We start from the raw sequence: 24,910 nt of genomic DNA on the forward strand, positions 1-24,910 counted from the left end.
GCATCGCTTCCCGCCAATGGCCGGGATGGCTGTGATCAGCTCTGACCGCCTTCGCCTCAGCTCGTATGCGCGACGAGCTTGTCCACCGTTTCGGGGAAGAAGTCGGGCGCCGAGCGGCGCTTGCCGAACATCATGTCGTATTGGATGAGCCGGAAATCGTTGATCTTCGGGTCGATCTGCTTCTGCCTGGCCCAGTCCGGCGTGGCTTCGCCCGAGGGCGACAGGAGCAGGTTGCGGTCGACCACCCGGTAGTGTTCGCGCAGCGCGCCGAGGAAACCGGTGTAATAGGGGTGGGTGATGCCCGCGGTGGTCAGGATATGGTAGGGCAGGAAGGCCGGGCTTACCGAGCCCAGGTTCTGCACCGGACCGGAGCGGTTCGACCAGATGACCAGCGGCGTGTCGTGATGCTCGATCGCGGCGCCGGCGTTAGGTTCCCTGCGCGGCGCGACATTGTCCTTGAGATAGCCCGTCTCGACATAGACCGGTCCCAGCGGCGGCAGATGGTCGCCGAAGAAGGCGATGATCGTCGGCCGCTGGCGCGCCTTCGCCCAGTCGATCAGGCGCTTAAGGCCATGGTCGGCGTCGGCCGAGCCTTCGGCATAGGAGAGCAGCGATTCCCGCGCCCAGGAGTTGATCGGCGCATCGACCGAATGCGTCGGGTTGCTGTAGCGGTAAGGCTCGTAAGGCCCATGGTTCTGCAGGCTGACCGCAAAAAAGAACACCGGGTCGTCGCTGGCATCGGCCTCGCGGATGATCTCGTCGGTCATTGCAGCGTCGGAGGCAAGCGGGCCGCGCTTTTCCATCGGCGGCAGCGTCTCTTCAGACTTGAAGTCCTTGAAGCCGAAATCGGCATAGACCGCGCCGCGGTTCCAGAACCAGTTGGTGCCAGGATGGATGGCACGCGCATAGTAACCTTCGCTCTTCAGGAAGGTCGCCAGCGACGGGGTCGGGGTGCGCACATATTGCTGATAGGGGATCGAGCCAGCCGGCAGGAAGGCGTTGGAAAAGCCGGTCAGAGCCTCGAACTCGATGTTGGCGGTCATGCCGCCGAATTCGGGAGAGAACATCGAGCCGGAGCGCAAGGCGCGCACTGTCGGGATCGGGTCGGGCTTGATGGTGACGCCGGGCAACTGCGTCGGATCCCAGAAGGATTCGCTCATCACCACCACGATATCCGGCTTCTCGTCCGGCACCGAAGCGGCGACGTCGGGGCGCTGGATCGCGGCCATCGCCTTTTCGGAGTAGCCGGGCGGCGCCGAGACATGCGCCATCGGCACATTCATCGCGAAAGCCAGCGCAAAGCCGTTGGAGGCGTAGTTTTCCTTCTGGTCCCACATGATCGGGATGATCTGCAGCCGGTCGCGCGTCCACGAGAAGGTGGCATAGTCCATGATCGAGACGAAGAAGGCGAGCAGCGGCACGGCAAGCGCCAGCCGCGCCAGGCGGCCTTTTCGGCTGAGGATCGGCACCCGCCTGCGCCAGGTCCGCCAGCCGTAGACAAGCAGCGTCAGCCCGCCGACGATGCCGACCGCCAGCATGACGGCCGTCCACGGCCGCTCGCGCACCAGAAGCGGCATCAGCGCCACGATCTGGCGGGCGAACAGGAAATCCGTCGGATAAAGCGGATCGCCGAGATAGTGCGATTTCTGGTGGCCGACAAAGGCCAGCGCCAGCGTCAGCGGCGCCACGATCATCAGGCTCTGGTGGCTGCGCCCGAGTATGGCGTCCAGCCCGACCAGCACCAGGGCGAAGACGATGATAGTTGTCCAGCCCGGCTTGAACGGCTGCAGGAAGAAATCGACCGTGCCGAAGAAATCGCCGCGCACGATCAACTCGATCGCGAATACGAGCAGGGCGGAGACGAGAAGCGTCGTCAGGCCGTAGCGTACAGTCGGCCAGGCCCGTCCCGGCAAGTAGCCGGTGGACGGATCGTCTTCCAAAAACTGCGGCACGGGCTTGGCCGCGCCTTTTCTGATCCTTGCCACTCTACTTCCCCCGGCCAACGCGACACGCCTTCCACGCCCGTCACGCTTCTGTCATCGAAATGTCACGCAAAGCTAGCGCCTGTGGCGGAAATAAGAAGAGCCAGCAAACTAAACGTGAGCGGTTTTCATCAGGTGTGATCGCCAAAAAGCCTTTCGGAACAGGGAGTCAGCTGGGTTTTCCGGCTGAAATGCTGGCTGAAGAGGCGCCGGCGGGCTTGACTTGGCTGTGCGCCTTGCGCCAGAGGCAGGGAAAAACCAGCCTCTGGAGAGACCCAAAATGGCCGTCGCATTCACCTTTCCGGGACAGGGCAGCCAGGCCGTCGGCATGGGCAAGGACCTCGCCGATCAATTCCCCGAAGCGCGCCGCGTCTTCGAGGAAGTGGACGCCGCGCTCGGCGAAAAACTGTCGAAACTCATCTGGGAAGGGCCGGAAGAGACGCTGACGCTGACCGCCAACGCCCAGCCGGCACTGATGGCGGTGTCGCTGGCGGCGATGCGGGCGCTCGAAGCGCGCGGCTTCTCGCTGAAGGACAAGGTGGCCTATGTGGCCGGTCATTCGCTGGGCGAATATTCCGCGCTTGCCGCAGCTGGCTTCGTTTCGGTCGGCGACGCCGCCAAGCTTTTGCGCACCCGCGGCAACGCCATGCAGGCTGCGGTGCCGGCCGGGGAGGGCGCCATGGCTGCCATCATCGGGCTGGAGCAGGTCGATGTCGAAGCGGCTTGCGCGGAAGCGGCCAAAGGCTCCGTCTGCCAGGTCGCCAACGACAATGGCGGCGGCCAGCTGGTGATTTCGGGCGCCAGGGCGGCGGTCGAGCTGGCGGCGAAGCTGTGCACCGAAAAGGGCGCCAAGCGGGCGCTGATGCTGCAGGTTTCCGCGCCTTTCCACTCGGCGCTGATGGCGCCGGCGGCAGATATCATGCGCGAGGCGCTGGCGGGTGTGGCGAAGCAGGCGCCGGTGGTTCCGGTCGTCTCCAACGTGACGGTGACGCCGACCAGCGACCCGGATGAGATCGCTCGCCGCCTGGTCGCGCAGGTGACCGGCCGCGTGCGCTGGCGCGAGACGGTGGAATGGTTCGGCGCCAATGGCGTTGCGAGCCTCTACGAGGTCGGCGCCGGCAAGGTGCTGTCGGGCCTGGCGCGCCGCATCAACCGCGACATCGCCACCGGCGCCATCGGCACGGCGGCGGAAGTCGAGGCGGCGCTGGCGGCGCTTGGCTAAGGATCGCTCGAACGTTACCGGAGGTGTCGAATGTCTCCTTCGAAGATTGGTCGAAGCAAAACCGAGCACATGGAGGAGGACTATCGCATTGCAGCTGAGGTTGTGGAACGCATTCGGCGCGGTGACGAGGATGTCCTGACTACCGAAGATTTCTGGCATGGCCTGGATGATTTGACGTATACGGAACCGGGATCGCCTGCGGCGCATTCGGAAAAATGAGGTTGAGAAAATGTTCGAACTGACTGGCCGCAAGGCGCTCGTCACCGGCGCAACAGGGGGCATCGGCGAAGCGATCGCCAGGGTGCTGCACAGCCAGGGCGCTATCGTCGGCCTGCACGGCACCCGTGTGGAGAAGCTGGAAGCCCTGGCGGGCGAATTGGGCGACCGCGTAAAACTGTTTCCAGCGGACCTGATCAACCGCGACGCTGTCAAGGCGCTCGGACAGAAGGCTGAAGCCGACCTCGAGGGCGTCGATATCCTGGTCAACAATGCCGGCATCACCAAGGACGGCCTGTTCGTGCGCATGTCGGACGCCGACTGGGATTCTGTGATCGAGGTCAACCTCACCGCCATGTTCCGGCTCACCCGCGAACTCACCCATCCCATGATGCGCCGCCGCCATGGCCGCATCATCAACATCACTTCGGTGGTCGGCGTCACCGGCAATCCCGGACAGACCAATTACTGCGCATCCAAGGCCGGCATGATCGGCTTTTCCAAGTCGCTTGCGCAGGAAATCGCCACCCGCAACATCACCGTCAACTGCGTCGCCCCGGGCTTCATCGAATCGGCCATGACCGACAAGCTCAACGACAAGCAGAAAGAGACGATCATGGCCGCGATCCCGACAAGGCGCATGGGCACCAGCGTTGAAGTGGCGTCGGCCGTCGCCTATCTCGCCTCCAACGAGGCGGCCTACGTGACCGGCCAGACCATTCACGTCAACGGCGGCATGGCGATGATCTGAGGCATGGGCGGGCGCCTGTGAAAACAGCCATTTCGGCTTGGACGCCCGCCATTTTTCGTGTAATGCGGCCCGCAACCCGGCGGTTCGGGCAAAAACCGGTCCTGTGGCGTGCGTTGCCCGCAAGACCATCTTTCAGCTTGATTAGCGGCATTCCGCCCGCTAACGAAGATAGACAACTTAAGACGAGGATTGCCCCAAATGAGTGACACCGCAGAGCGCGTCAAGAAGATCGTCATCGAGCATCTCGGCGTCGACGCCGACAAGGTGACGGAGCAGGCGAGCTTCATCGACGACCTGGGCGCGGACAGCCTCGACACGGTCGAACTCGTCATGGCGTTCGAAGAAGAGTTCGGCGTCGAGATTCCGGACGATGCGGCCGAGACCATCCTGACCGTCGGCGATGCCGTGAAGTATATCGACAAGGCCTCGGCCTGAGTTCTTTCGCAGGCATTATCGGGGAGGACCTGCGATGAGGCGTGTCGTCGTCACGGGCCTTGGCCTGCTTTCGCCATTTGGCATGGGCGTCGAGCACAGCTGGCGGGAATTGCTCTCCGGCCGCAGCGCTTGCCGCCGCGTCACCGAATTCGAGGTGGACGATCTTGCCTGCAAGATCGCCCACGTCATCCCGCGCGGCGACGGCTTGAACGGCACCTTCAATCCGGAGGCCGTGCTCGAGCCGAAGGAACTGCGCAAGATCGGCGAGTTCATCCTCTATGGCATCGCCGCCGCCGACGAGGCGCTGGCCGATTCCGGCTGGAAGCCCCAGACGCATGAGGACCAGTGCGCCACCGGCGTGCTGATCGGCTCCGGCATCGGCGGTATCGACGGCATCGCCGAAAACGCGATGATCCTGAAGGAACGCGGCCCGCGCCGCATCAGCCCCTTCTTCATCCCCGGGCAGATCATCAATCTGGTCTCGGGCCAGGTCTCTATTCGCCACGGCCTGAAAGGCCCGAACCATGCGGTGGTCACCGCCTGCTCGACCGGCGCGCACGCCATTGGCGACGCCGCCCGGCTGATCATGTGGGGCGATGCCGATGTGATGCTGGCCGGCGGTGCCGAGGCGCCGATCACCCGGCTGTCGATTGCCGGCTTCGCCGCCTGCCGGGCGCTCTCCACCGAGCGCAATGACAGCCCCGAAACAGCTTCGCGTCCCTATGATCGCGACCGCGACGGCTTCGTCATGGGCGAGGGCGCCGGCGTTGTCGTCCTGGAAGAGCTGGAGCATGCCAAGGCGCGCGGCGCCAAGATCTATGCGGAAGTCACCGGCTATGGCCTGACGGGCGACGCCCATCACATCACCGCGCCGGCCGAAGACGGCGATGGCGCCTTCCGCTGCATGACGGCGGCGCTTAACCGGGCGAAGCTCTCGCCGGCCGACATCGACTACATCAACGCGCACGGCACCTCGACCATGGCCGACACGATCGAGCTCGGCGCGGTCGAGCGCCTGGTCGGCAATGCCGCCTCGAAGATCTCGATGTCGTCGACCAAGTCGTCGATCGGCCATCTGCTGGGCGCCGCGGGTGCCGCGGAAGCGATCTTCTCGATCCTGGCCATCCGCGACAACATCGCGCCGGCGACCATCAATCTCGACAATCCGGAACGCGAGACGGCGATCGATCTTGTGCCGAACAAGCCACGCCAGCGCCAGATCGACGTCGCGCTGTCGAATTCCTTCGGCTTCGGCGGCACCAACGCCTCGCTCGTGTTCCAGCGTTACAATGGCTGAAGGGCCAGCCGGAGCAATCCCAGGAAAAGTGCGCAGCGGTTTTCTACCCGGGATTGCTCAGAGACAGACAACCAGCCGGCAGTTCCGCCACCTGCCGTCATTTTTGCCAAATTCTCCTCTAGCTTTTTGCCGGGGGATTCGTTGCAAGATCAGACGGTAGGGCGCGCCATGAGCACAAATCCGGGCAGCACAAATCCGGGCGGCGACGGGGAATTCGGACGGCAAGGCACAAAGGGGCCGATCAGGCCGAAGACCGCGGCCGAGGCGTTGCGCCCGGAAGCCGGCACGCCGCCGCCGTCGAAGCGCTCGCGCGCCTCGCGCAGCCAGGTCGTCGTCTTCCTCAATTTCTTCCTCTCCATGGTCATCCTGGTCGTGCTCGCCTCGGGTGTCGCGCTCTATTTCGGCATGCAGGCTTTCGTCGAGCCCGGCCCATCCGCCAATGGCGACACCTTCCTGATCAAGCCGAGCACCGGCGTGCAGGAGATCGCCGACCAGTTGGAACGCCGCAATCTGATCAGCGATGCCCGCGTCTTCCGGCTGGGCGTGCGCGCCACGGGCAATGAATCGGCGCTGAAGGCTGGCGAGTACGCCATCAAGCCGCGCGCCTCGATGCGCGACATCATGGAGCTCTTCAAGAGCGGCAAGTCGGTCATGTACTCGCTCACCATTCCCGAAGGGCTGACGGTCGAGCAGGCGCTGCAGCGGGTCGCCGATCAGGAGGCGCTGACCGGCGATATGCCGCCGGCCTTGCCGCCGGAGGGCAGCATCGCCACCGACACGCTGCGCTTTACCCGCGGCGCCACTAGGCAGCAGATGGTCGATAAGCTGATCGCCGACCAGAAGAAGCTGGTCGACGACGTCTGGTCGCACCGCGCGCCCGACCTGCCGATCGCCAACATCGACGACTTCGTCACGCTGGCCTCGATCGTCGAAAAGGAGACGGGCAGGAGCGACGAGCGCTCGCGCGTCGCCGCGGTGTTCCTCAACCGCCTGGCCAAGGGCATGCGGCTGCAGTCCGACCCGACCATCATCTACGGCCTCTTCGGCGGCAAGGGAAAGCCGGCGGACCGGCCGATCTACCAGTCGGACCTCGACAAGCAGACGCCCTACAACACCTACATGATCAAGGGCCTGCCGCCGACGCCGATCGCCAATCCGGGTCGCGCGGCGCTCGAAGCGGTCGCCAATCCGTCGAAGACCGACGACCTCTATTTCGTCGCCGACGGCAATGGCGGCCATGTCTTCGCGGCGACGCTGGAAGAGCATAACCAGAACGTTGCCCGCTATCGGGCGCTGCAGAAGAAGCAGGCGGACGCCGCCGCCAAGGCGTCCGGCCAGACGACGGCGCCGGCGGCTCCCGATGGCAACGGCGACAGCGGCGATGCCGGTGCCAATGGCGGCAGCGGCGAGAACGGCGACGGCGGCGGCGGCGACGCGCAATAGGCGCAATGCATGTCGCCCAAAAGTGCGCAGCGGTTTTGGGAAAACGACATGCATCAAACGCACTGCATGTCGCCCAAAAGTGCGCAGCGGTTTTGGGAAGACGACATGCATCAAACGGAAGTACGCGTCCTTTGACGCGAGGCCGTATTCATGTTTTGAGGGGGCGCCGGCCTTTCGTCCGGCGATGTTTGGGGCGCGCAGCGCTGGGCCACGCATGCCTTGGCTGCGACAGGGGGACGACAGGGCAATGAGCCTGCAAAGCATGACCGGTTTTGCGCGGTCCGCCGCCGAAAGTGATGGCACCTCGATCGCCTGGGAGGTGAAATCGGTGAACGGCAAGAGCGCCGAGGTGAGGCTGAGGTTGCCGCAGGGTTTCGACCGGCTGGAGACGGCGGTCCGGCAGACTATTCAGAAGGGCTTTGCGCGCGGCAACTTCCAGGCGACGTTGACCGTCGGCCGCGCCGCCGCCAGGCAAGTCCAGCCGGTGGTCAACGAGGCGTTCCTCAAGGATTTGGCGGGGCTGGCCAAGCGTTTGCAGGATCAGTTCGGCACCGAGCCCGCCACCGCGGATGGCCTGCTTTCCCTGCGCGGGGTGCTCGACATCCCCGAGGCCGTGGAGACCGAGGAGGAGCGGGCTACCCTCGATGCCACGATCCTGTCGGCGCTCGAGGCGGCGCTCGCCGGCCTTGAACAGGCGCGCCTCGGTGAGGGCGCGGCACTTGGCGCGCTTCTTTCCGGCCATGTCGACACCATCGAGACGCTGACGCTGAAGGCGGAGGCCGACCCCTCGCGCGAACCCGCCGCGATCCGCGCGCGCATCGCCGAGCAGATGCGTCTGTTGATAGATGCCTCGGCCAATCTCGATGCCGTCCGGCTGCACCAGGAAGCGGCCTTCCTCGCCACCAAGGCCGATATCCGCGAGGAGATCGACCGGCTGAAGACACATGTCGCTTCGGCGCGGGCGCTGCTCAAAAGCGGTGGCGCCGTTGGCCGCAAGCTCGATTTTCTCGCGCAGGAATTCAACCGCGAATCGAATACGTTGTGCTCGAAGTCGAACGCCGCCGCGGTCACCGCGATCGGGCTGGAGCTCAAGGCGGTGGTCGACCAGTTTCGCGAACAGGTCCAGAATCTGGAGTGACGGGATGGTTGCCAAGGAACCGACGGCCGCCAGGGATCTGGGGTCCCGCATCCGCCGTCGTGGATTGATGCTGGTGCTGTCGTCGCCGTCGGGCGCCGGCAAGTCGACGATCGCGCGCAATCTTCTGGAAAGCGATGGAAGTCTCGAGCTTTCGGTCTCCGTTACGACAAGGCCGCGCCGCGGCTCGGAAATCGAGGGCGTCCACTACCATTTCCGTACCATGCGCGAGTTCGAGCGGCTGCGCGACTCCGACGCGTTGCTCGAATGGGCCGAGGTGCACGGCAATTGCTATGCGACGCCGCGTGAGCCCGCGGAAATCGCGCTGGCCGAAGGCCGCGACATGCTCTTCGACATCGACTGGCAGGGCGCCCAGCAGCTCAAGGAGAAGATGCGCGCCGATATCGTTTCGATCTTCATCCTGCCGCCGTCGATGAAGGAATTGAAGGCGCGCCTAAAGCGTCGCGCCGAGGACCAGGAATCCGTCATCGAGACCAGGCTGAAGAACGCCCGCCTCGAGATCGAGCATTGGAAGGAATACGACTTCGTCATCGTCAACGACGATCTCGACCGCGCCTTCGCCGAGGTCCGCGCCATCGTGACGGCGGAGCGGCTTCGGCGCGACAGGCGCCCTGGCCTGTTCGATTTCATTTCGGGGTTGCTGGACGAGAAGACGGGGTAAATCGCCCGTCATTTCAGCATGGCGATATCCATGATGAGGCGCGACAACGGTACTTCCTCACCGGCAAAGCTCTCGATCATTGCGTCCAGAACGCGTTCGCGCTCGAGCATGTCGGCATTAAACGAGAATCCTGCATTCTCTATCAACATTACCAGGAAAGTGAGCTGTGTACGGCCATTGCCTTCACGGAATGGATGCACGGCGTTGATCTCGGCCAAAACATGCGCAGCCCCAACCGCAAAGTCTTCGATGGCAAGCCCGCGAAAATGGTCGGCGTCAGTCAATCCCTCGAATATCCTGCGCATCTCCTGATCGATGTATTCGGGATAACAGAACCAGTTGCCGCCTTTGCCGATGCGAATGGTGCGAACCTCGCCAGCCCATTCGTAAATGTCCTGGAATAGGTGATGATGAACGACTTTGTAGTGCTCATAGTCCAGCCTACCGACCGGCATATTCTCATCGGCTCTCGTCAGAAAAAGCGCTAACTCGAATTCGTCGAGTTCGGCCTGGTCCTCGATATTCAGCTTGTTACGAAGAACAGTCGTGCCCGGATAGCATAGCGGATCGTCTTCAGCGGCGTATACCACCTGCTGATCCTATTTTTTTCGGGATACTTGTTCCTTGATCAAGGCCCTGCGTTCGTCCCCGGTAAGGCCCCGCGCGCGGCTTTCCGTTAGGATTGTCGCCATGCGGCGTGACAATCTGAGACCTTCAACAGCGCTGATCTTCTCGCCTCTGTCACTGGTCAGGATGAATTGACCATTTTGGCCGGAGCGAATGACGGTGTGGCTCTTCTTCATTCAGCGACACTACCATGTTCCACGATTTCCGGGCAATCGCGCCGCCGATTATGGCGGGCCGACGCCGGATACTACACCGCGTTCGTCAACCTGACGAACTCCTCGACGCTCAGCGTTTCCGCCCGACGCGTCGGGTCGATGCCGGCGCGGGTCAGCAGCGCCTCGCCACCCAGGCTCTTCACGCTTTGCCTGAGCATCTTGCGGCGCTGGCCGAAGGCAGCCTCGGTGACGCGACCGAGCTTTTTGGTGTCGGCGGGGAGGGGGGACTGTCGCGGCACCAGATGCACCACCGATGAGGTGACCTTCGGCGGCGGCGTGAACGCCTGCGGCGGCACGTCGAAGGCGATCCTCGCCTCGGTGCGCCAGCCGGCCAGGACGCCCAGCCGGCCATAGGCGTCACTGCCAGGAGCCGCGGTGATGCGCTCCGCTACCTCGCGCTGGAACATCAGCGTCATCGATTGGTAGAAGGGCGGCCAGTCGGCCACCGTCAGCCAGCGGATCAGAAGCTCCGTGCCGATATTGTAGGGAAGGTTGGCGACGATCTTCACAGGCGCGCCGTTCGCCGCGCCGGCGAGTGCGGCAAAATCCGTCTTCAGCGCATCGCCGGGAATGACCTCGAGCCGGCCGGGATAACGGTTGGAAACCTCGGCCAGCGCTTCGAGGCAGCGCTCGTCGCGCTCGATGGCGATCACGCGCCGCGCGCCGTTGAAGAGCAGTGCCCGCGTCAGTCCGCCTGGGCCCGGACCGACCTCGATCACTGTCGTCTCGCCGAGATCCCCGGCGGCGCGCGCGATCCTGCCTGTCAGGTTGAGGTCGAGCAGAAAATTCTGCCCGAGCGCCTTCTTGGCCTGCAGGCCATGCCGCTCGATCACCTCGCGCAGCGGCGGCAACCCGTCGATTGTGGTGCGTCCGCTCAATGCATCCTCACGCGGCGGCGGCCTGCCGTCCGCTGTCGGCCAGCCGACGCGCCAGCCTCAACGCGGCGATCAGGCTGTCGGCGCGCGCGATGCCCTTGCCGGCGATGTCGAAAGCGGTGCCGTGGTCGGGCGAAGTGCGGATGAAGGGCAGGCCGAGCGTCACGTTGACCGCCTCGTCGAAGGCTAAAGTCTTGGCCGGGATCAGCGCCTGGTCGTGATACATGCAGAGCGCTGCGTCATAGGCGGCGCGCGCGCGTTGATGAAACATCGTGTCGGCCGGCAGCGGTCCGATCGCGTCGATGCCTTCCGCCTGCAACATCTCGACGGCGGGAGCGACGATCGCTGCATCCTCCAGCCCCATGGCGCCGCCCTCGCCGGCATGCGGGTTGAGCCCGGCGATCGCAAGCTTCGGCCGCGCGATGCCGAAGCGGCTCTTGAGATTGGCGGCGGTGATGCGCGCGGTTGCGACGATCAACTCCGTCGTGAGCATTTTCGGCACTTCGGCCAACGCGATGTGGATGGTCACCGGAACGGTGCGCAGGTCCGGTCCGGCCAGCATCATCACCGGCGTCACGTCCCTGCCGGTGTGGCGCGAGGCCAGATGCGCCAGATACTCTGTGTGGCCCGGAAAGCCAAATCCGGCATCATAGAGCGGCTTCTTGGCGATCGGGCAGGTGACTATCGCCGCGGCGCGGCCGGCGAGGCAGTCCGCGACGGCGCGGTCGATGGCTTCGATCGTGCCTGCGGCATTGGCCGGGTCCGGCTCTCCCGGGCTGTCGACATGGCGCGCATAAAGCGGCACGACGGGCAGCGCGCGGGAAAAATGATGCGCTGCCTGTCCTGGCAGCGTCTCGGCAATCGCAACATTTGCGCCGACCAGGCGGGCGCGGGCTTCGATCAAAGCGGGGTCGGCAAGCAGGTAGAAGGGCGGCACGCCGGCGCTGTCGCCGGCCTGCCAGGCGGCGATGGCGATCTCGGGCCCGATGCCCGAGGGATCGCCGACGCTGAGCGCCAGCGGCGCATCGGTCTTCTGCGCGTTCATGCGGTGGGCCAGCTGCGGTATCGCACGCTTGTCGCTCTAGCGTTCGACGATCTTGGCCTTCTGGCGCAGCTCGGCGACATATTTCTTGCTGAGTTCGTCGGCGTCCTTGTCGTTGCTGCCTTCTGCCTGGAACACCATCTGCGCGGCCTTGTCGTCGGAAACATCGCGCGAGGAGCAGATGCCGATGAATTCGACGCCGCGCTCGGTCTCGCGGGTCGGCGTCGCGGCGCCGACCTTGGTCGCCTTGATCTGCTCGGCCCAGTCGGACGGCAATTGTGGCGCCAGCACGCGGCCGAGGTCGCGCACGGTGACGTCGATCAGGCCCTTGGCGAAGTCGCGCGTGGTGTTGCAGCCGCTGAAGCGAGCGCGCATGGCGTCGGCCTCGCGCTTGCGTTTGGCGAGCGTGGCGGCGCGCTCCGACGCGGGCACCACGAAGATTACCTGCTGCAGCATGTATTCCGTCGCGGTCGGCTTGGCGCCGCCCTTGTCCAGCATGCGCCGCACGGCATCCTGCTCGGTCACCGAGCCGCCTTCGCCGGAGCGGTAGCGCGCGCTGAGCGCCTGGTTCCAGGCCATCTGGGCACGGATGAATTCCTTGAAGTGTTCCTTGGTGACGCCCGATTGCGCCATGATCGCGTCGAGTTTCGCCAGCGGCATCTTGTTGCCCGAAGCGAAGCGCTGGTAGGCGGCGTCGACCTGCTGGTCGCTGATGCGGATGCCGAGCCGCTTGGCCTCGGCCAGCCGCAGCGTCTGGTCGATCATCTCCTGCGCGGCATCGCCCTTCTTGTGCTGCAGCTTGAAGAAGGCAGCGCGGTGCGCGATGTCGCCGGTGGTGATCGCTATGTTGTTGACGACATACTTGATCTCAGCGGCGAAAGCAGGCTGCACGACAGCCGTGACCGAAACCGAGGTCGCCACCAGAAGCGCGTATCCCGCTGAAAACAGGTATTTCCTCATCTTACCTTCCCAATCTTCCCCACCATGACGGCGCCGCGCGTCCTCCGAACGCCTGCGCGATGCGGTCGACCCCATTGCCCGTCTTATGCGGCGAAACGATGTCGCCGGCTCATGACGCCTAGAATCGAGCCTATACTCAGGGGATCAGGCGCCAAATCAAGACCAAACCACCATCAGCGCCGAGCGACGCACGGCTCCGTACGCCCACCCTTGGTCACTGGATGGTATCGACCGCGCTTGTTGACGAACCGAAATCGCCGAGCGTGCGGAACGACAGGTTGAAACCGATGTTCTGCGACACTTCCTTGGTGACGGTGTCACGCGTCTGCGAATACGTCATGATGTAAGTGAAGCAGGAATCGTTGTAGGCGAAGCCGACACCGTCCTTGACCAGCACATTTGTCTGGATGTCGTAAGTGCCGGTGCCGAACAGCCGCCAGTTCTGCGCCACATGGGTCGAGGCGCCGAGCGTGAGCTCATGGCGGTCGGTGGTGAAACCATAGAGCGGCTGCGCCTCGATGAAGGCATATTTGGCGCTGAGCGATATCGGCAGGCTGGAATAGGCGGCCTTCACTTCGGCGCGCCTGACCTCGAAGGTCTGCTCGTCGAAACGCCCGCTCAGCGAGCCGGAGAAACCGCTCGGGCTGTTGAAGCCGACCAGGCCGACATAATCCGAGGTCGGCTTGTCCAGACCGGACTCGGCCCCGACATTGACGAGATCGGGCGCGGCAAAAGAGTTTTCGCCCGCGAGCTGATAGGACTGGCCGAAGATGGCGTTCGTGCCCCAGCCATTGTCATAGGCGCCCGAATACCGGAAGCCGACATTGGCGCGCGTGCCGCCTTCTATGCGGTCGTAGCCCGAGAATTTGTCGCGCTCGAACAGCGTGGTGGCGTCGAAGACGAAGCTCTGCGCGTCTTCGTTGGGGATCGCCAGTCCGCCGACATATTGCTCGTTCGGGCGCACGAAGACCTGCGCGGTCGGTTCCAGGATGTGGCTGGAACTGGGCATCGAAAACAGCAGCGGCCAACGCGCCTCGAGGCCGAGGGTGGCCATGTAGCGGGCGAGCGACGAGCGCATGTCCACGTCCTGGCCGAGATTCGTCGCCATCTGGTTGACGGCATCGAGCGAAGCCGAATTGGCGTTGACATAGCCGGCGTCGCCGCGCAACGCGAGCAAAGGCGTCAGTTGCAGGCCGTTATCGGTGGTGAAGGTGCGCTTCCACTCGGCTTCCGCCGTCAGCCGGCTCGACTCGCCTTCGATGCCGCGCACGTTGTTGATCGAATTCGGATCGCTGCCATCGGCCAGCACGGCGTCCAGCCGGTTGCGGCTGATCACGCGTGCGTTGACGTTGAACGACAGCTGGCCACCGGCCACCGAAGTGTCGGGGATATAGGCGTAGTCGAGCGACGGCAGCACCCAGGGTTGCTTGGCAGCGCGCGCTGTCGGGTCGCTGGAGAGCGTGTCTTCCTGCACCTCGAAGCGCATGGCACGGACGTCGAAATAATTGCGGTCGCTCAAGCCCGTCAGATAGATCGACGACTGGTGGACGAGGTCGCTGTAGCCGTCGATGTTGTAGGTGCGCGAGAATTCCTTGTCGGTCTGGAGCAGCACGTCCCAGCCGAAATTCCAGCGCTCGTTGATGGCGAACTGGCCCTTGGTGCCCATCATGCCGCGGAACTTGTTCGGATCGTTGGCAGGCCCGGAATTCACATTATGGCCGGCCGAATCTACAAACGCATCGGGATCCTGCTGGTTGATGCCGGCGATCTTCAGCGTGTACTGGCCGTTGTTGAAGCGCTGGCGCCACTCGGCCTCGCCGAGGAAACCCTGCTTGGTATAGCCGCTGCCGGTGACGGTCAGGTCATAGGTCGGAGACAGCGCGAAATAATAGGGGACTTTGACGCCGACGCCGAGATGGTTGTTGTAGACGATGCCGGGGATCAGGAAGCCGCTCTTGCGCTTCACCGTCGGGTCGGCGATTTCGAAGGCCGGCAGGTAGGCGAGCGGGAAGCCGAAGAACTCGAAATTCGAGTTCTCGAAGCGGACCGTCTTCTTCTCGCCGTTCCAGATGATCTTGCGCGCCTTGACGCGCCAGGTCGGCGCTTTGTCCGGCTTGTCCTCGCAAGGTTCGCAGGCGGTGTAGACGCCGTTGTGGAAGGTGGTGAGCACGCCACCCATGCGCTCGGCGCTCTCGGCGGCGAAATAAGCCTTGTCGATCGTCTCGACACGCAGCGCGTTGAGAAAGCCGTCGGCGAAATCGTCGGTGATGTCGATATGGTCGGAATTGACCTTGGTGCCGTCGCTGTTGATCAACTCGACGGCGCCGCTGGCGACGAGGCGCTTGGTGTCGCGATTGTAGACCACACGCTGGGCGACCAGCTTGTTGCCGCCATAGTCGATCTGCACGCCGCCGACGGCCGTCACCGTATGCTTGTCGTTGTCATAGACAAGCGTATCGGCGGCCAGCAGCATCTGCGTGCCGGAAGGGACGGACTTGGCAGCGATCGTCTGCGCCAGCGCGGGCACCGTCGGCGCCGCACAGGCGAACAGACACGCCAAGGCGGTCGCCCCATAGAGGCGTGCCAGACCGGCCTGCCTATGGCTGCGCAAAACCGCCTCCCTCACTAGCCGTCTTCCTTGTATAGCAGAAACGTCACCCCAAAGAACATAGCCACGACAACCGGAACCCATGCAGCCACCACAGTAGGCACGAATCCGGCGACACCGAATGCCTTGACCAGTACCGAAACGACATAAAGCAGAAAGCCGGCCACGACGCCACCCAGAATCATCGTTGCCGACTGCCCCATTCGCGCAAATCTCATTGAAACCGTTGCAGCAATCAGCGTCATGGCGACGAGAAGGAACGGCAATGCCACAAGCGAATTAAATTGCATGGCGAAGGCGTTTGCCTTGAGTCCGAAGGAACGGGCGACCTCGATCTTGCGCGGCAGCTCGTAGAAGGGGATGGTTTCCGGACGCGCCAGCCGCTCCTGCACGAATTCCGGCTTCAGATTCGTCGGCACCTTGTCGGACGCCAGCGTCTGGATATTGCCGCCCTTGAAGACCTTGACGTCCTGCAATTCCCAATAGCCGTCGCGCAGGAAGGCCTTGGCGGCATCCTTGCGCTCGGTGATGTTGCCCTCATGGTCGAGGACGAAAAACACCGCATCCGCCATCTCCAGCCCCTGATTGAGGATGGCACGGGCGCCGATGATGGTGTCGCCCGATTCGGTCTTTTGCCGAAGCCACGGCGTGACATTGGTGGTGACGGCATTCGATTTGCCGGCCCGCAGGTCGTTCTCCATCTGCTCGGACCAGGAAAAGCCATGCGCGGCGATCGGGTTGATGATGGCGACCGACAGCACGCCGAACATCAGCGCGCCGACGCAGCAGGGGAACAGGAACTGCCAGGCCGAGACGCCGGCCGAGCGCGCAATCACCAGCTCGTAACGGCGGTTGAGCGACACCAGCGTCGCCATTGCCGAGAACAGCCCGACGAACGGCACCGTCTGCAGCATGATCATCGGCATCCTGAGCGCCGAAATGGCGAAGGCAATGCCGTAGGTGAAGCCGGGCAACCCGGTCGTGCGGCCGGAAAGCTCGGTAAAGTCGATCAGGAACACCAGCGCCAGCAGGCCCAGGAAGAACCAGAAGGTGATCGAGACGTAGCGGAAGAAGAAATAGCGGCCCAGCGTCCAGCCCATGGTCAGGCTCCCTGGCCGGAAGTGCGCCGGGCGAGCCAGAGCTTGAATGCCGTCCAATTGTCGCCAGTGCGCTTGGCAAGGTTCGTCAGCCAGTCGGCCCAACTGACCGGCAATTCCATGGTGCGCGAGGAAACGATGAACCAGATCGAAACCGCTGAGGCGATGATGGGTATGCCGTAGAGCAGGTAGACGTAATACCAGACCTTGTCGGCCTTGCCGGCGGCGAAGAAGCCCAGCCATCGCACGAAAAGCGCGATTGCGATCGCCGTGATCAGCGGATTGATGCGCGACTCGCGATGCGAGCGCGCATCGCCCGCGACCGCAAGCGCGATCAGCGCGAACACAAGCGAATAGGACCATTCGGCGAAGCGCTGGTTGAGTTCCGCCCGGTAGCTGCCGGGTTCGCGCTGGAACATCTTGTCGTTGGGATCCGGGTTGAGCAGATACGCCGTCGTCCGGTCCTTGGGCAAAAGCGTGATGTCGTTCGCCGCCGACAGGAAGGCCGACATGTCGAAGGCGTAAGAGGTGAAGCGGATGACGGAGAGGTCGCCGGTCACCGACTTGCGGTTGATGACGCCGTCATTCATCATCAGCACCTTCTCGTCGCCTTTTTCGACGATGCTGCCGGTCTTGGCGTAATAGGTGAGGCTGGCCCCTTCCTCGCGCGAATCGGCGACGAAGATGCCCCCGAGCCGGTTGCCGGGAAGCCGTTCGCCGACCTGCAGGTAAAGGCCCTCGTCGATCTTGCGGAACGTGCCTTCCTGGATGATCAGCGACACGAGGTCGGCGCGCGAGGCCGCCACCAGCTGGCGGTTTTTCTGCCTGGCATAGGGGTCGGCGGCGTTGTCGACGACGAAGGAAAACGCGCAGGCAAAGGCCGCGAGCAGCAGGATCGGCCGCGCGATCGTCCAGCGCGAGGCGCCCGCGGCGCCGAGCACCGCCAGCTCCGAATCTGTGTTCATCGCGCTCAGCGTCTGCGCCACCGCCACCACAAGGGCGAATGGCACCACGATCGGGATGATGGAGGGGATGATGAGCGCCGCGACTTCGAAGAAGGTCAGCGCCGACTGGCCGTTGTCGGTGACGAGGTCGATCTTGGCCAGCACCTGCGTCGTCCACACGATCGCCAGCGTCCAGACCAGCGATGCGAGGAACATCGTCAGCGCGCGGCGCATGATGTAGCGTTCAACGACCTTCATGAAGGCTTTTCTCGATTTTGCCGAACGGCATCATGCCCGCCGACAAGGTAGTGATCCGGCAACGCCCGCACAACTGGGTCATAGGCGGCTCGCTCCGGTTCGTCGCCCCACGCCGCGTGCCCCGGCGCGGCGGAGTCTCCGCGTCAATGGATAAGAAATGCAAAACATCGATGGTTAACAGCACGTTACGGCGGCAAGCTAAGGTCGTGCCGGGGCGAATCCTTTGTCTATGGTGGCGCTGATATAGACAGCGATTTCGGCCAAAGTCTTGCCAAATGGCTGAAAACGACCAAATGTCGCGCACGCTTGCCAAACGCGTTGCTCGCCAAGAAATACCCTTTGCCGGCACCTTCCGGCCATCCCCGAAAGCAGGACCTGATGACGTCGAGACCTTCCATTTCTTTCGCCAAGTTTGCCGCGCCGAAAAAGGGCAGCGTCTTCGTGTTCGCGGCCGATGGCGGTGGGCTCGGCGAGGCGGCGAAGGCCTGCGATCCGGTCGGCGCGCTGGCACGCGCCTTTCCGGTCGCGGATTTTTCCGGCAAGTTCGCAAGCTCGGCCGAGGTGCTGGCGCCGGAAGGAACTTCGGTCGACCGGCTGGTGGCGATCGGCGCCGGCAAGGTCTCGAGCCTTGACGACAATGCCTGGCTGAAGCTCGGTGGGGTCATTGCCGCTTCGCTGCGCAAGGCGGCCGAGGTGGCCGTCATCCTCGATCTGCCCGAACTGCAGCCCGACGGCCGCCAGGCGGCCAACCTAGCCGCCGGCATGCTGCTGCGCAGTTATTCCTTCGATAAATACAAGACCAAGAAAGACAAGGAAGACGGGCAATCTGACGCGAAGGGCGCCAAGAAGGCCGAGGCGGCGAAGCCCGCGAGGATAACCATCCAGTGCGCCGACCCCGCGGCCGCGAAGAAGGCGTTTGCGGGCGAGGAAGCCGTGACCGATGGCGTGCTGCTTGCGCGCGATCTCGTCAACGAGCCGGCCAATGCGCTCGGGCCTGTCGAATTCGCCGAACGCGTCAAGGCGCTGGAGCAGCTCGGCGTCGAGGTCGAGATCCTGGCTGAAAAAGAGATGAAGAAGCTCGGCATGGGTTCTCTGCTCGGCGTTGCGCAAGGCTCGCCGCGCGGCGCGCGCTTGGCGGTGATGCGCTGGAACGGCGGCAAGGCCAAGGACGCGCCGCTTGCCTTCATCGGCAAGGGCGTCACCTTCGACACCGGCGGCAATTCGATGAAGCCTGCCTCCGGAATGGAGGACATGAAGGGCGACATGGGCGGCGCGGCCGCCGTCACCGGCCTGATGCACGCGCTCGCCGCGCGCAAGGCCAAGGCCAATGTGGTCGGCATCATCGGCCTGGTCGAGAACGCCGTCGACGGCCATGCCCAGCGCCCCGGCGACATCGTCACATCGATGTCTGGCCAGACCATCGAAGTGCTCAACACCGACGCGGAAGGCCGCCTGGTCCTGGCCGACGCGCTCTGGTACGCCAACGACCGTTTCAAGCCGAAATTCATGATCAATCTGGCGACGCTCACCGGCGCTGTCATGGTGGCGCTCGGCCAGCACTATGCCGGCCTGTTCTCAAACAATGACGAGCTTGCCGGCCGGCTTTTCGGCGCCGGCCAGGCCAGCCAGGAGCGGCTGTGGCGCATGCCGCTCGGGCCCGAATACGACAAGCTGATCGATTCCAAGAACGCCGACATGAAGAATATCGGCGGCCGCTATGGCGGCGCCATCATCGCCGCGCAGTTCCTGCAGCGCTTCGTCAAGGACACGCCCTGGGCGCATCTCGACATCGCCGGCACCGCGATGGGCGCGCCGTCGAGCGAGATCAACCAGTCCTGGGGCTCGGGCTTCGGCGTGAGGCTGCTCGACAGGCTGGTGCGCGATCACTACGAAGGGTAGGGATGGCCGACATCCTATTCTACCATTTGACCGAATCGACGCTCGAGGAGGCGCTGCCCGGCCTGCTCGAGCGCAGCGTCGAGCGCGGCTGGCGCGCGGTGGTGCAGACCGGCACCGAGGAGCGTCGCGACGCGCTCGACCAGCATCTCTGGATTTTCCGCGACGATTCCTTTCTGGCGCATGCCACCGACCGCGAGGCCTATCCGGCCGAACAGCCGGTCCTGCTCACCACGGGCGAGGGCAACCAGAACGCCGCGCAGATTCGCTTCCTGGTTGACGGCGCAAGCCCGCCCGAACTATCGGGCTACGAGCGCGCCGTCTTCCTTTTCGATGGCCATGACGCCGCGCAGCTCGAAGGCGCGCGGACGCATTGGAAGACGCTGAAGGAAGCCGGCCACGCCGTGACCTACTGGCAGCAGACGCCCGACCGTCGCTGGGAGCGCAAGGCGTGAGAGCCGTCAGCGATCGCCGATCGTTACCTTGTTGATTTCTGTGCCGTGCGGAAGGTTTTTTACTTGCCGGTGAATCTGGCCGGCTATGTGCACTTTGACCACGAAGAAAGTCTTGTTGATTTGCTTAACGGACATTTCGCCACCGAGCACGGGCGGCTTTTCGAAGTCGTAACATTCGTCGACCCCCAAGACCAATCCCTTCTTTCGTGCCGTCGTCACTAATCCAGCCAGCAACAGTTCGTCGCGACGATCAGGATCATTGAACTGGGTTGTAAGTTCCGGCCACGTTTCCGACACTTGGGTCAATCGGCCTCCGACCATGTCCAGCAATTTGACGGAACCATCGGGAGCGCGGAAGAAAATGTCGCCGAACGCAGAGACTGCGCCGGGCTCCAAGCCATCAAGCCCAATCCACTTCCAGCCGTCCAGCGCTTCCCAGATATCCTTCTTTGATGGCTCGATAAACAGATGCTGGAGACCGCTCGGCCACGGGCTTCTGACAGCGTCTGCATTTGGCTTAGAAACAGAATTCCCAAAGACAAAAGAAATAAAGCGAGAAAAAGAATTAGCCATACCTCACCCCCTGGAAGCATCGCATACTTACAGCAGAATGATCGACTATCAAACATGGTCGCGCAGACGCCGATGATGGTCGTCGCCTCGAACCGCTTTTTGCGTTAGATAGGGCCAAGCTCACGCGGTGGGGGGAGAATGCGGATCAGGATCGTCGGAACCGGCAGGGCGGTACCGGCTGAGCGCCTCACCACACGCGCCCTGGAGGCGAAGCTGAGCCTTGGCGAGGGCGCGCTTGAAACCGTCACCGGTGTCGTCGAGCGCTATGTCTGCAATGCCGAATCGCAGATCGATCTCGCCTGTGCCGCCGCGCGCCTTGCGCTTGAGGATGCCGGCGTAGAGGCCGGCGCCGTGGACCTGATCGTCGGCGGCTGCGGCGTGCCCTACCAACCGCTGCCGGCGACCGCGCCGCTGGTCATGCAGTGCCTCGGGGTGGCGGACGGCTCGGCCGCCGCCTTCGACGTCAACAGCACATGCCTTGGCTTCCTCACAGCCTTCGAGACCGCGGGCCGCATGATCGAGGCGGGGCAGTGCGAGACGGCTCTGGTCTTCTCGTCCGAAGTCGCCTCGCGCGCTTTGCCGTGGCAGGACGCGCCGGAGATCGCCGCGCTCTTCGGCGACGGCGCCGCGGCGGCCGTGCTGCGCAAGGCCAAGCCAAGCGAGGGAAAGGTGGCGGCGAGCCTGATGCGCACTTATCCGTCGGGCTGGGAAGCCTGCGGCATTGGTTCGGGCGGCACGCGCTTCGATTTCCGCAAGGATCGGGAAGCGTTTGCCGCGCACAGCCTGTTCCACATGGACGGCAAGGAACTGTTCCGGCTTACCTCGCGCCACTTCAACGGCTTCGTCGATGCTCTGCTCGAGCGCGCCGGCTGGCGGCATGACGATGTCGATCTCGTCGTGCCGCATCAGGCGAGCCCCTTCGCGCTTGCCCATATGGCGCGCCAGACCGGTTTTGCGCCGCAAAAGCTCGTCGACATCTCCGCCCGCTTCGGCAACCAGATCGCGGCTTCCATTCCCTTCGCGCTCGACGTCGCGCGCCGCGAGGGGCGCGTCGCGCCAGGCATGAAGCTGCTCTTCCTCGGCACGTCGGCCGGCGTCTCCTTCGGCGGCATGGCGCTGGAGACCTGAGGGATGGCTGTGCTTGTCACCGGCGCCAGCGGCTTCCTCGGTGCTCATGTGCTCGAGCGGCTTGCCGCGTCCGGCACGCTGGCGCTCGGGCTCGGCCGCGATGAAGCGCGCTGCGCCGCGCTGGAGGCCGCCGGCCATCGCATCGTCCGCCACGATCTCGCGCAGCCGCTCGATGGCGCGCTCGATCCGAGGCTTGGCAGGGTCGAGCGGATCATCCATTGCGCAGCGCTCTCTTCGCCTTTCGGACGCCTCGCGGATTTCGAGGCGGCCAATGTCACGGCGACACGGAACCTGCTCGACTTCGCCGAGCGGCAAGGCGTCGGCCGCTTCGTCCACATCTCCAGCCCGTCCGTCTGCTTTGCCTTCCGCGACCAGCTTGGGCTCAGCGAGGACGCGGCCTTGCCCGAGCCCGTCAATCACTATGCCCGCACCAAGCGCGAGGCTGAAAAGATCGTACTCGGCCAGCCCGCCATCCATCCGGTGGTCCTGCGGCCGCGCGGCATTTACGGCGCCGGCGATCGGGCGCTGCTGCCGCGCCTGATCAAGGCCGCGAGGAGCCGGCCTTTGCCGCTGTTTCGCGATGGCCGGGCGGCCATCGATCTCACCCATGTCGACGACGTCGTCGACGCGGTGCTGGCGGCGCTTGCCGCGCCCAGGGAAGCGGAGGGCCAGGTCTTCAACATCTCCGGCGGCGAAGTGCTGCCGGTCCGCCGCATCGCCGACGAGGCCTGCAGCCGCGCCGGTCTCAAGGCGCGCTGGCTGCCGACGCCCCTCATGCCGGCGATGCTGGCGGCCGGCCTGATGGAAGCGGTGGCGCTTCGGTTGCCCGGGCAGCCCGAGCCGCCGGTCACCCGCTATGGGCTCGGTCTCTTCGCCTATGCGCAAAGTCTCGATCTTTCCAAGGCGAAGCGGATGCTTGGCTGGGCACCGAAAATCTTGTTCGAGCAAGGGCTTGACCGCACGTTTGCCGGTGACGCCGAGCCTTGAGGATCGTCTTCGCCAACAGTGCCTGGGTGAGCGCCGCCGAGCGGCTGATACTGCGCGGCGGCGGTTGGCAAAGAGTCAGGTTGCGTGTCCGCTACGGGCTGATTTTTCACCCGGTTGCCGGGCCGGTGCTCATCGATACCGGTTATACGCCGGAAGCACTGACAGGCGAGGGGCGCGGCCGGATGCTGCAGCTCTATGGCACGCTGCTGAAGCCCGAGTTGAACGCCGCCGAGCAGGCCCTGCCGGTGCTGAAGCGCTTCGGCCTGTCGCCCGATGACATCCGCACAATCATCGTCACCCATTTCCACGCCGACCACATTTCGGGCCTGTCGCTGTTCCGCGATGCCCGCTTCATCGCCAGCGATGCCGCCTGGGCGCGGGTCAAGGCGCGCAGCCCGAGGCAGAATCTGCGCCATGGCGTCTTTGCCGAACTCTTCCCGCTGGATTTCGAGGCGAGGCTGGAGGGCCTGTCCGCGAAGCGGAGGGTCGAGGCGCGCGAGGATGTACCCGGCGGCTCCGATCTCTTTGGCGACGGCAGCGTGATCGCGGTCGATCTGCCTGGACATGCCGATGGCCAGTTCGGCCTGCTGTTTACCGGCCTGGAGCGGCCGCTGCTTTATGCCGTCGACGTGCAATGGCTGCTCACGGCCTTGACCGAAAACCGCGCGCCTGGTTTCCCTGCCACGCTGATCGCTGAGGATGCCGCGGCGATCGAGCCGACCAGTGCCATGCTGCGCCGCTTCCTCGCCGTCGGCGGCGAGGTGATGCTCTGCCATGATCCCGCTCCGACATCTTATGATCTCGCGCCGGAGGCCGCATGAACGGGCTGGCGGAAGCGGCAGGCTGCTTCGCCCTGACACACTGGGTCTCGCGCAAGACCCGGCCCGGCTTCGAGCGCTGGCAGGCGGCCGCCTTGCGGCGCTTCCTTGACCGCGACCTGCCGCGCGCGTCCTTTTACGGCAAGGCGCCGGCGCACCTCGCCGACTTGCCGATCACCGACAAGGCGCTGCTGATGGCGCGCTTCGACGAATTCAACATCCACGGTCTCACCGCCACGCAAGCCTGGGCGGCCCTGGCGCGCGATGGCCGCGCCGGATCGCTCACTGTCGGCGCCAGCACCGGAACATCGGGCAATCGCGGCCTGTTCGTGATTTCCGAGGCCGAAAAATACCGCTGGCTGGGCGCGATTCTGGCCAAGGCGGCGCCGGATCTTCTGTGGCGCGGCATGCGCCTCGCCGTCATCCTGCCGCAGAACACCTGGCTTTACGACAGCGCCCGCAAATCGCGCCTGATCAAGCTCGCCTTCTTCGATCTGACCGCAGGGCCGGAGAGCTGGCGCGGCGCGCTCGAAATGTTCGACCCGACGGTCATCATCGCACCGCCAAAAATCCTGCGCCATTTCGCGGCCGAAGACTTTCGGCTCCGGCCGAAGCGCGTTTTTTCCGCCGCCGAGACGCTCGATCCGGTCGACCGTCCGGTAATCGAAAATTTCTTCCAACTGCCGCTCGACCAGATCTACATGGCGACCGAAGGCCTGTTTGCGGTGACCTGCCGGCAGGGCGGACTGCATCTTGCGGAAGACTCCGTCTTCTTCGAATTCGAGCCGGCGGGAGAGGGGCTGGTGACGCCGCTGGTGACGGCCTTTCGCCGCCAAACCCAAATCATGGTGCGCTACCGGATGAATGACCTTTTGCGCCTGTCCGGACAGGCTTGCGGCTGCGGCTCGCCGCTGCGCTGCGTCGACGAGATCGTCGGTCGCATGGACGATGTCTTCCGTCTCATGTCACCGGATGGCCCGATCCTGGTCACGCCGGATGTGTTGCGCAACGCCGTGCTCAAGGCCGACCGCCGCATCGATGACTTTCGCCTCGTCCAGTCCGCGCCGGACAGGGTCAAACTCCGGCTTCCACCAACGCTCGCGGACGAAGCGGCGGAGGCCGCTCATCAGGCAGTCCGCGCGCTGCTGGAAATGCGAAAGGCGGTCGCTACCGTGACGCTCATCCGCGCGCCGCTGCCGCTGGAAACAGGCCGCAAGCTGCGCCGCGTCGAATGCCGCCTGGGGCCGGCGCGGTGAGCGGCGCG

The 24,910-nt window shown here is 64.4% G+C and carries 23 protein-coding genes; 14 read left to right on the plus strand and 9 right to left on the minus strand.

The genetic code is table 11. The annotated features are described in order from the left end of the window. Positions 1 to 56: 56 nt before the first annotated feature. The gene (locus FJ414_RS11405; protein ID WP_140644482.1) at positions 57 to 1,985 is read right to left on the minus strand and encodes an LTA synthase family protein; all 1,929 of its coding nucleotides are present in this window, start codon (positions 1,983 to 1,985) and stop codon (positions 57 to 59) included. Positions 1,986 to 2,262: 277 nt separating this feature from the next. Between FJ414_RS11405 and fabD the strand changes: the two genes are divergently transcribed. The 8 genes from fabD to gmk all read left to right on the plus strand — a co-directional run bounded on the left by fabD (position 2,263) and on the right by gmk (position 9,163). Then, positions 2,263 to 3,204 carry an ACP S-malonyltransferase gene (gene fabD / locus FJ414_RS11410; protein WP_140644483.1) on the plus strand — a complete coding sequence of 314 codons (942 nt, stop codon included), beginning with the start codon at positions 2,263 to 2,265 and terminating at the stop codon, positions 3,202 to 3,204. Between the two features lie 30 nt (positions 3,205 to 3,234). Further along, entirely contained in the window at positions 3,235 to 3,423 is a 189-nt protein-coding gene (locus FJ414_RS11415) for a hypothetical protein (protein ID WP_140644484.1), read from the plus strand. Between the two features lie 10 nt (positions 3,424 to 3,433). Then, positions 3,434 to 4,171, plus strand: a complete 738-nt coding sequence (fabG, locus tag FJ414_RS11420) for a 3-oxoacyl-[acyl-carrier-protein] reductase (protein WP_140644485.1) — start codon at positions 3,434 to 3,436, stop codon at positions 4,169 to 4,171. 198 nt (positions 4,172 to 4,369) lie between these two features. Then, entirely contained in the window at positions 4,370 to 4,606 is a 237-nt protein-coding gene (locus FJ414_RS11425; RefSeq protein ID WP_006203723.1) for an acyl carrier protein, read from the plus strand. A 34-nt stretch (positions 4,607 to 4,640) separates the two neighbouring features. Further along, positions 4,641 to 5,903, plus strand: coding sequence for a beta-ketoacyl-ACP synthase II (gene fabF / locus FJ414_RS11430; RefSeq protein ID WP_140644486.1), 1,263 nt, complete (start codon positions 4,641 to 4,643; stop codon positions 5,901 to 5,903). Between the two features lie 168 nt (positions 5,904 to 6,071). Then, positions 6,072 to 7,346 (plus strand): endolytic transglycosylase MltG, encoded by a 1,275-nt coding sequence (gene mltG / locus FJ414_RS11435; protein WP_140644487.1) that lies wholly within the window; start codon positions 6,072 to 6,074, stop codon positions 7,344 to 7,346. A gap of 247 nt (positions 7,347 to 7,593) precedes the next feature. Beyond that, positions 7,594 to 8,484 carry a YicC/YloC family endoribonuclease gene (locus tag FJ414_RS11440; RefSeq protein ID WP_140644488.1) on the plus strand — a complete coding sequence of 297 codons (891 nt, stop codon included), beginning with the start codon at positions 7,594 to 7,596 and terminating at the stop codon, positions 8,482 to 8,484. Between the two features lie 4 nt (positions 8,485 to 8,488). Beyond that, complete coding sequence (gmk, locus tag FJ414_RS11445; protein WP_095767013.1) at positions 8,489 to 9,163, plus strand: guanylate kinase; 675 nt, start codon at positions 8,489 to 8,491, stop codon at positions 9,161 to 9,163. 8 nt (positions 9,164 to 9,171) lie between these two features. On the opposite strand, the gene FJ414_RS11450 is transcribed toward gmk, so the two are convergent. From FJ414_RS11450 to lptF, 7 genes are all read right to left on the minus strand, one after another. Beyond that, entirely contained in the window at positions 9,172 to 9,753 is a 582-nt protein-coding gene (locus tag FJ414_RS11450) for a Fic family protein (protein WP_140644489.1), read from the minus strand. 284 nt (positions 9,754 to 10,037) lie between these two features. Further along, on the minus strand, positions 10,038 to 10,883 hold the full coding sequence (rsmA, locus tag FJ414_RS11455) for a 16S rRNA (adenine(1518)-N(6)/adenine(1519)-N(6))-dimethyltransferase RsmA (protein WP_140644490.1): 846 nt from the start codon (positions 10,881 to 10,883) through the stop codon (positions 10,038 to 10,040). Between the two features lie 7 nt (positions 10,884 to 10,890). Beyond that, positions 10,891 to 11,925 (minus strand): 4-hydroxythreonine-4-phosphate dehydrogenase PdxA, encoded by a 1,035-nt coding sequence (pdxA, locus tag FJ414_RS11460; RefSeq protein WP_140644491.1) that lies wholly within the window; start codon positions 11,923 to 11,925, stop codon positions 10,891 to 10,893. Between the two features lie 36 nt (positions 11,926 to 11,961). Beyond that, positions 11,962 to 12,882, minus strand: a complete 921-nt coding sequence (locus FJ414_RS11465; protein WP_140644492.1) for a peptidylprolyl isomerase — start codon at positions 12,880 to 12,882, stop codon at positions 11,962 to 11,964. 214 nt (positions 12,883 to 13,096) lie between these two features. Then, positions 13,097 to 15,508: an LPS-assembly protein LptD gene (locus tag FJ414_RS11470; protein ID WP_181181590.1), complete on the minus strand. Its 2,412-nt coding sequence runs from the start codon at positions 15,506 to 15,508 to the stop codon at positions 13,097 to 13,099. Continuing rightward, positions 15,508 to 16,590, minus strand: a complete 1,083-nt coding sequence (gene lptG, locus FJ414_RS11475) for an LPS export ABC transporter permease LptG (protein WP_140644493.1) — start codon at positions 16,588 to 16,590, stop codon at positions 15,508 to 15,510. Before lptG ends, FJ414_RS11470 begins: the two co-directional genes overlap by 1 nt. Before the next feature lie 2 nt (positions 16,591 to 16,592). Continuing rightward, positions 16,593 to 17,789, minus strand: a complete 1,197-nt coding sequence (gene lptF / locus FJ414_RS11480) for an LPS export ABC transporter permease LptF (protein WP_140644494.1) — start codon at positions 17,787 to 17,789, stop codon at positions 16,593 to 16,595. A 378-nt stretch (positions 17,790 to 18,167) separates the two neighbouring features. Here lptF and FJ414_RS11485 point away from each other — a divergent pair, with 378 nt between their 5' ends. Both FJ414_RS11485 and FJ414_RS11490 read left to right on the plus strand, forming a co-directional pair. Beyond that, positions 18,168 to 19,688, plus strand: coding sequence for a leucyl aminopeptidase (locus FJ414_RS11485; protein WP_140644495.1), 1,521 nt, complete (start codon positions 18,168 to 18,170; stop codon positions 19,686 to 19,688). Positions 19,689 to 19,690: 2 nt separating this feature from the next. Then, positions 19,691 to 20,140 carry a DNA polymerase III subunit chi gene (locus FJ414_RS11490; protein ID WP_140644496.1) on the plus strand — a complete coding sequence of 150 codons (450 nt, stop codon included), beginning with the start codon at positions 19,691 to 19,693 and terminating at the stop codon, positions 20,138 to 20,140. A 6-nt stretch (positions 20,141 to 20,146) separates the two neighbouring features. Here FJ414_RS11490 and FJ414_RS11495 read toward each other — a convergent pair whose 3' ends face one another. After that, positions 20,147 to 20,713 carry a T6SS immunity protein Tdi1 domain-containing protein gene (locus FJ414_RS11495; RefSeq protein ID WP_140644497.1) on the minus strand — a complete coding sequence of 189 codons (567 nt, stop codon included), beginning with the start codon at positions 20,711 to 20,713 and terminating at the stop codon, positions 20,147 to 20,149. Between the two features lie 138 nt (positions 20,714 to 20,851). On the opposite strand from FJ414_RS11495, the gene FJ414_RS11500 reads away from it, so the two are divergent. From FJ414_RS11500 to FJ414_RS11515, 4 genes are read left to right on the plus strand one after another with little or no spacing between them, the layout of a single operon-like run. Then, positions 20,852 to 21,841 carry a 3-oxoacyl-[acyl-carrier-protein] synthase III C-terminal domain-containing protein gene (locus FJ414_RS11500; protein WP_140644498.1) on the plus strand — a complete coding sequence of 330 codons (990 nt, stop codon included), beginning with the start codon at positions 20,852 to 20,854 and terminating at the stop codon, positions 21,839 to 21,841. A gap of 3 nt (positions 21,842 to 21,844) precedes the next feature. Further along, positions 21,845 to 22,828 carry an NAD(P)-dependent oxidoreductase gene (locus tag FJ414_RS11505; RefSeq protein ID WP_140644499.1) on the plus strand — a complete coding sequence of 328 codons (984 nt, stop codon included), beginning with the start codon at positions 21,845 to 21,847 and terminating at the stop codon, positions 22,826 to 22,828. Continuing rightward, positions 22,825 to 23,649 (plus strand): MBL fold metallo-hydrolase, encoded by an 825-nt coding sequence (locus FJ414_RS11510; protein WP_140644500.1) that lies wholly within the window; start codon positions 22,825 to 22,827, stop codon positions 23,647 to 23,649. Before FJ414_RS11505 ends, FJ414_RS11510 begins: the two co-directional genes overlap by 4 nt. Next, positions 23,646 to 24,902: a F390 synthetase-related protein gene (locus FJ414_RS11515; RefSeq protein ID WP_140644501.1), complete on the plus strand. Its 1,257-nt coding sequence runs from the start codon at positions 23,646 to 23,648 to the stop codon at positions 24,900 to 24,902. The genes FJ414_RS11510 and FJ414_RS11515 overlap by 4 nt, the downstream gene beginning before the upstream one ends. Positions 24,903 to 24,910 lie beyond the last annotated feature (8 nt).

The sequence above is a fragment of the Mesorhizobium sp. B3-1-6 genome, from assembly GCF_006439555.1.
In the GTDB taxonomy this organism is placed as follows: Bacteria; Pseudomonadota; Alphaproteobacteria; order Rhizobiales; family Rhizobiaceae; genus Mesorhizobium.

Coding starts and splice junctions, on each gene's coding strand:
- fabD (WP_140644483.1), top strand. CDS start 2,263: ATGGCCGTCGCATTCACCTTTCCGGGACAGGGCAGCCAGGCCGTCGGC.
- FJ414_RS11415 (WP_140644484.1), top strand. CDS start 3,235: ATGTCTCCTTCGAAGATTGGTCGAAGCAAAACCGAGCACATGGAGGAG.
- fabG (WP_140644485.1), top strand. CDS start 3,434: ATGTTCGAACTGACTGGCCGCAAGGCGCTCGTCACCGGCGCAACAGGG.
- FJ414_RS11425 (WP_006203723.1), top strand. CDS start 4,370: ATGAGTGACACCGCAGAGCGCGTCAAGAAGATCGTCATCGAGCATCTC.
- fabF (WP_140644486.1), top strand. CDS start 4,641: ATGAGGCGTGTCGTCGTCACGGGCCTTGGCCTGCTTTCGCCATTTGGC.
- mltG (WP_140644487.1), top strand. CDS start 6,072: ATGAGCACAAATCCGGGCAGCACAAATCCGGGCGGCGACGGGGAATTC.
- FJ414_RS11440 (WP_140644488.1), top strand. CDS start 7,594: ATGAGCCTGCAAAGCATGACCGGTTTTGCGCGGTCCGCCGCCGAAAGT.
- gmk (WP_095767013.1), top strand. CDS start 8,489: ATGGTTGCCAAGGAACCGACGGCCGCCAGGGATCTGGGGTCCCGCATC.
- pdxA (WP_140644491.1), bottom strand. CDS start 11,925: ATGAACGCGCAGAAGACCGATGCGCCGCTGGCGCTCAGCGTCGGCGAT.
- FJ414_RS11465 (WP_140644492.1), bottom strand. CDS start 12,882: ATGAGGAAATACCTGTTTTCAGCGGGATACGCGCTTCTGGTGGCGACC.
- lptG (WP_140644493.1), bottom strand. CDS start 16,590: ATGGGCTGGACGCTGGGCCGCTATTTCTTCTTCCGCTACGTCTCGATC.
- lptF (WP_140644494.1), bottom strand. CDS start 17,789: ATGAAGGTCGTTGAACGCTACATCATGCGCCGCGCGCTGACGATGTTC.
- FJ414_RS11485 (WP_140644495.1), top strand. CDS start 18,168: ATGACGTCGAGACCTTCCATTTCTTTCGCCAAGTTTGCCGCGCCGAAA.
- FJ414_RS11490 (WP_140644496.1), top strand. CDS start 19,691: ATGGCCGACATCCTATTCTACCATTTGACCGAATCGACGCTCGAGGAG.
- FJ414_RS11495 (WP_140644497.1), bottom strand. CDS start 20,713: ATGGCTAATTCTTTTTCTCGCTTTATTTCTTTTGTCTTTGGGAATTCT.
- FJ414_RS11500 (WP_140644498.1), top strand. CDS start 20,852: ATGCGGATCAGGATCGTCGGAACCGGCAGGGCGGTACCGGCTGAGCGC.
- FJ414_RS11505 (WP_140644499.1), top strand. CDS start 21,845: ATGGCTGTGCTTGTCACCGGCGCCAGCGGCTTCCTCGGTGCTCATGTG.
- FJ414_RS11515 (WP_140644501.1), top strand. CDS start 23,646: ATGAACGGGCTGGCGGAAGCGGCAGGCTGCTTCGCCCTGACACACTGG.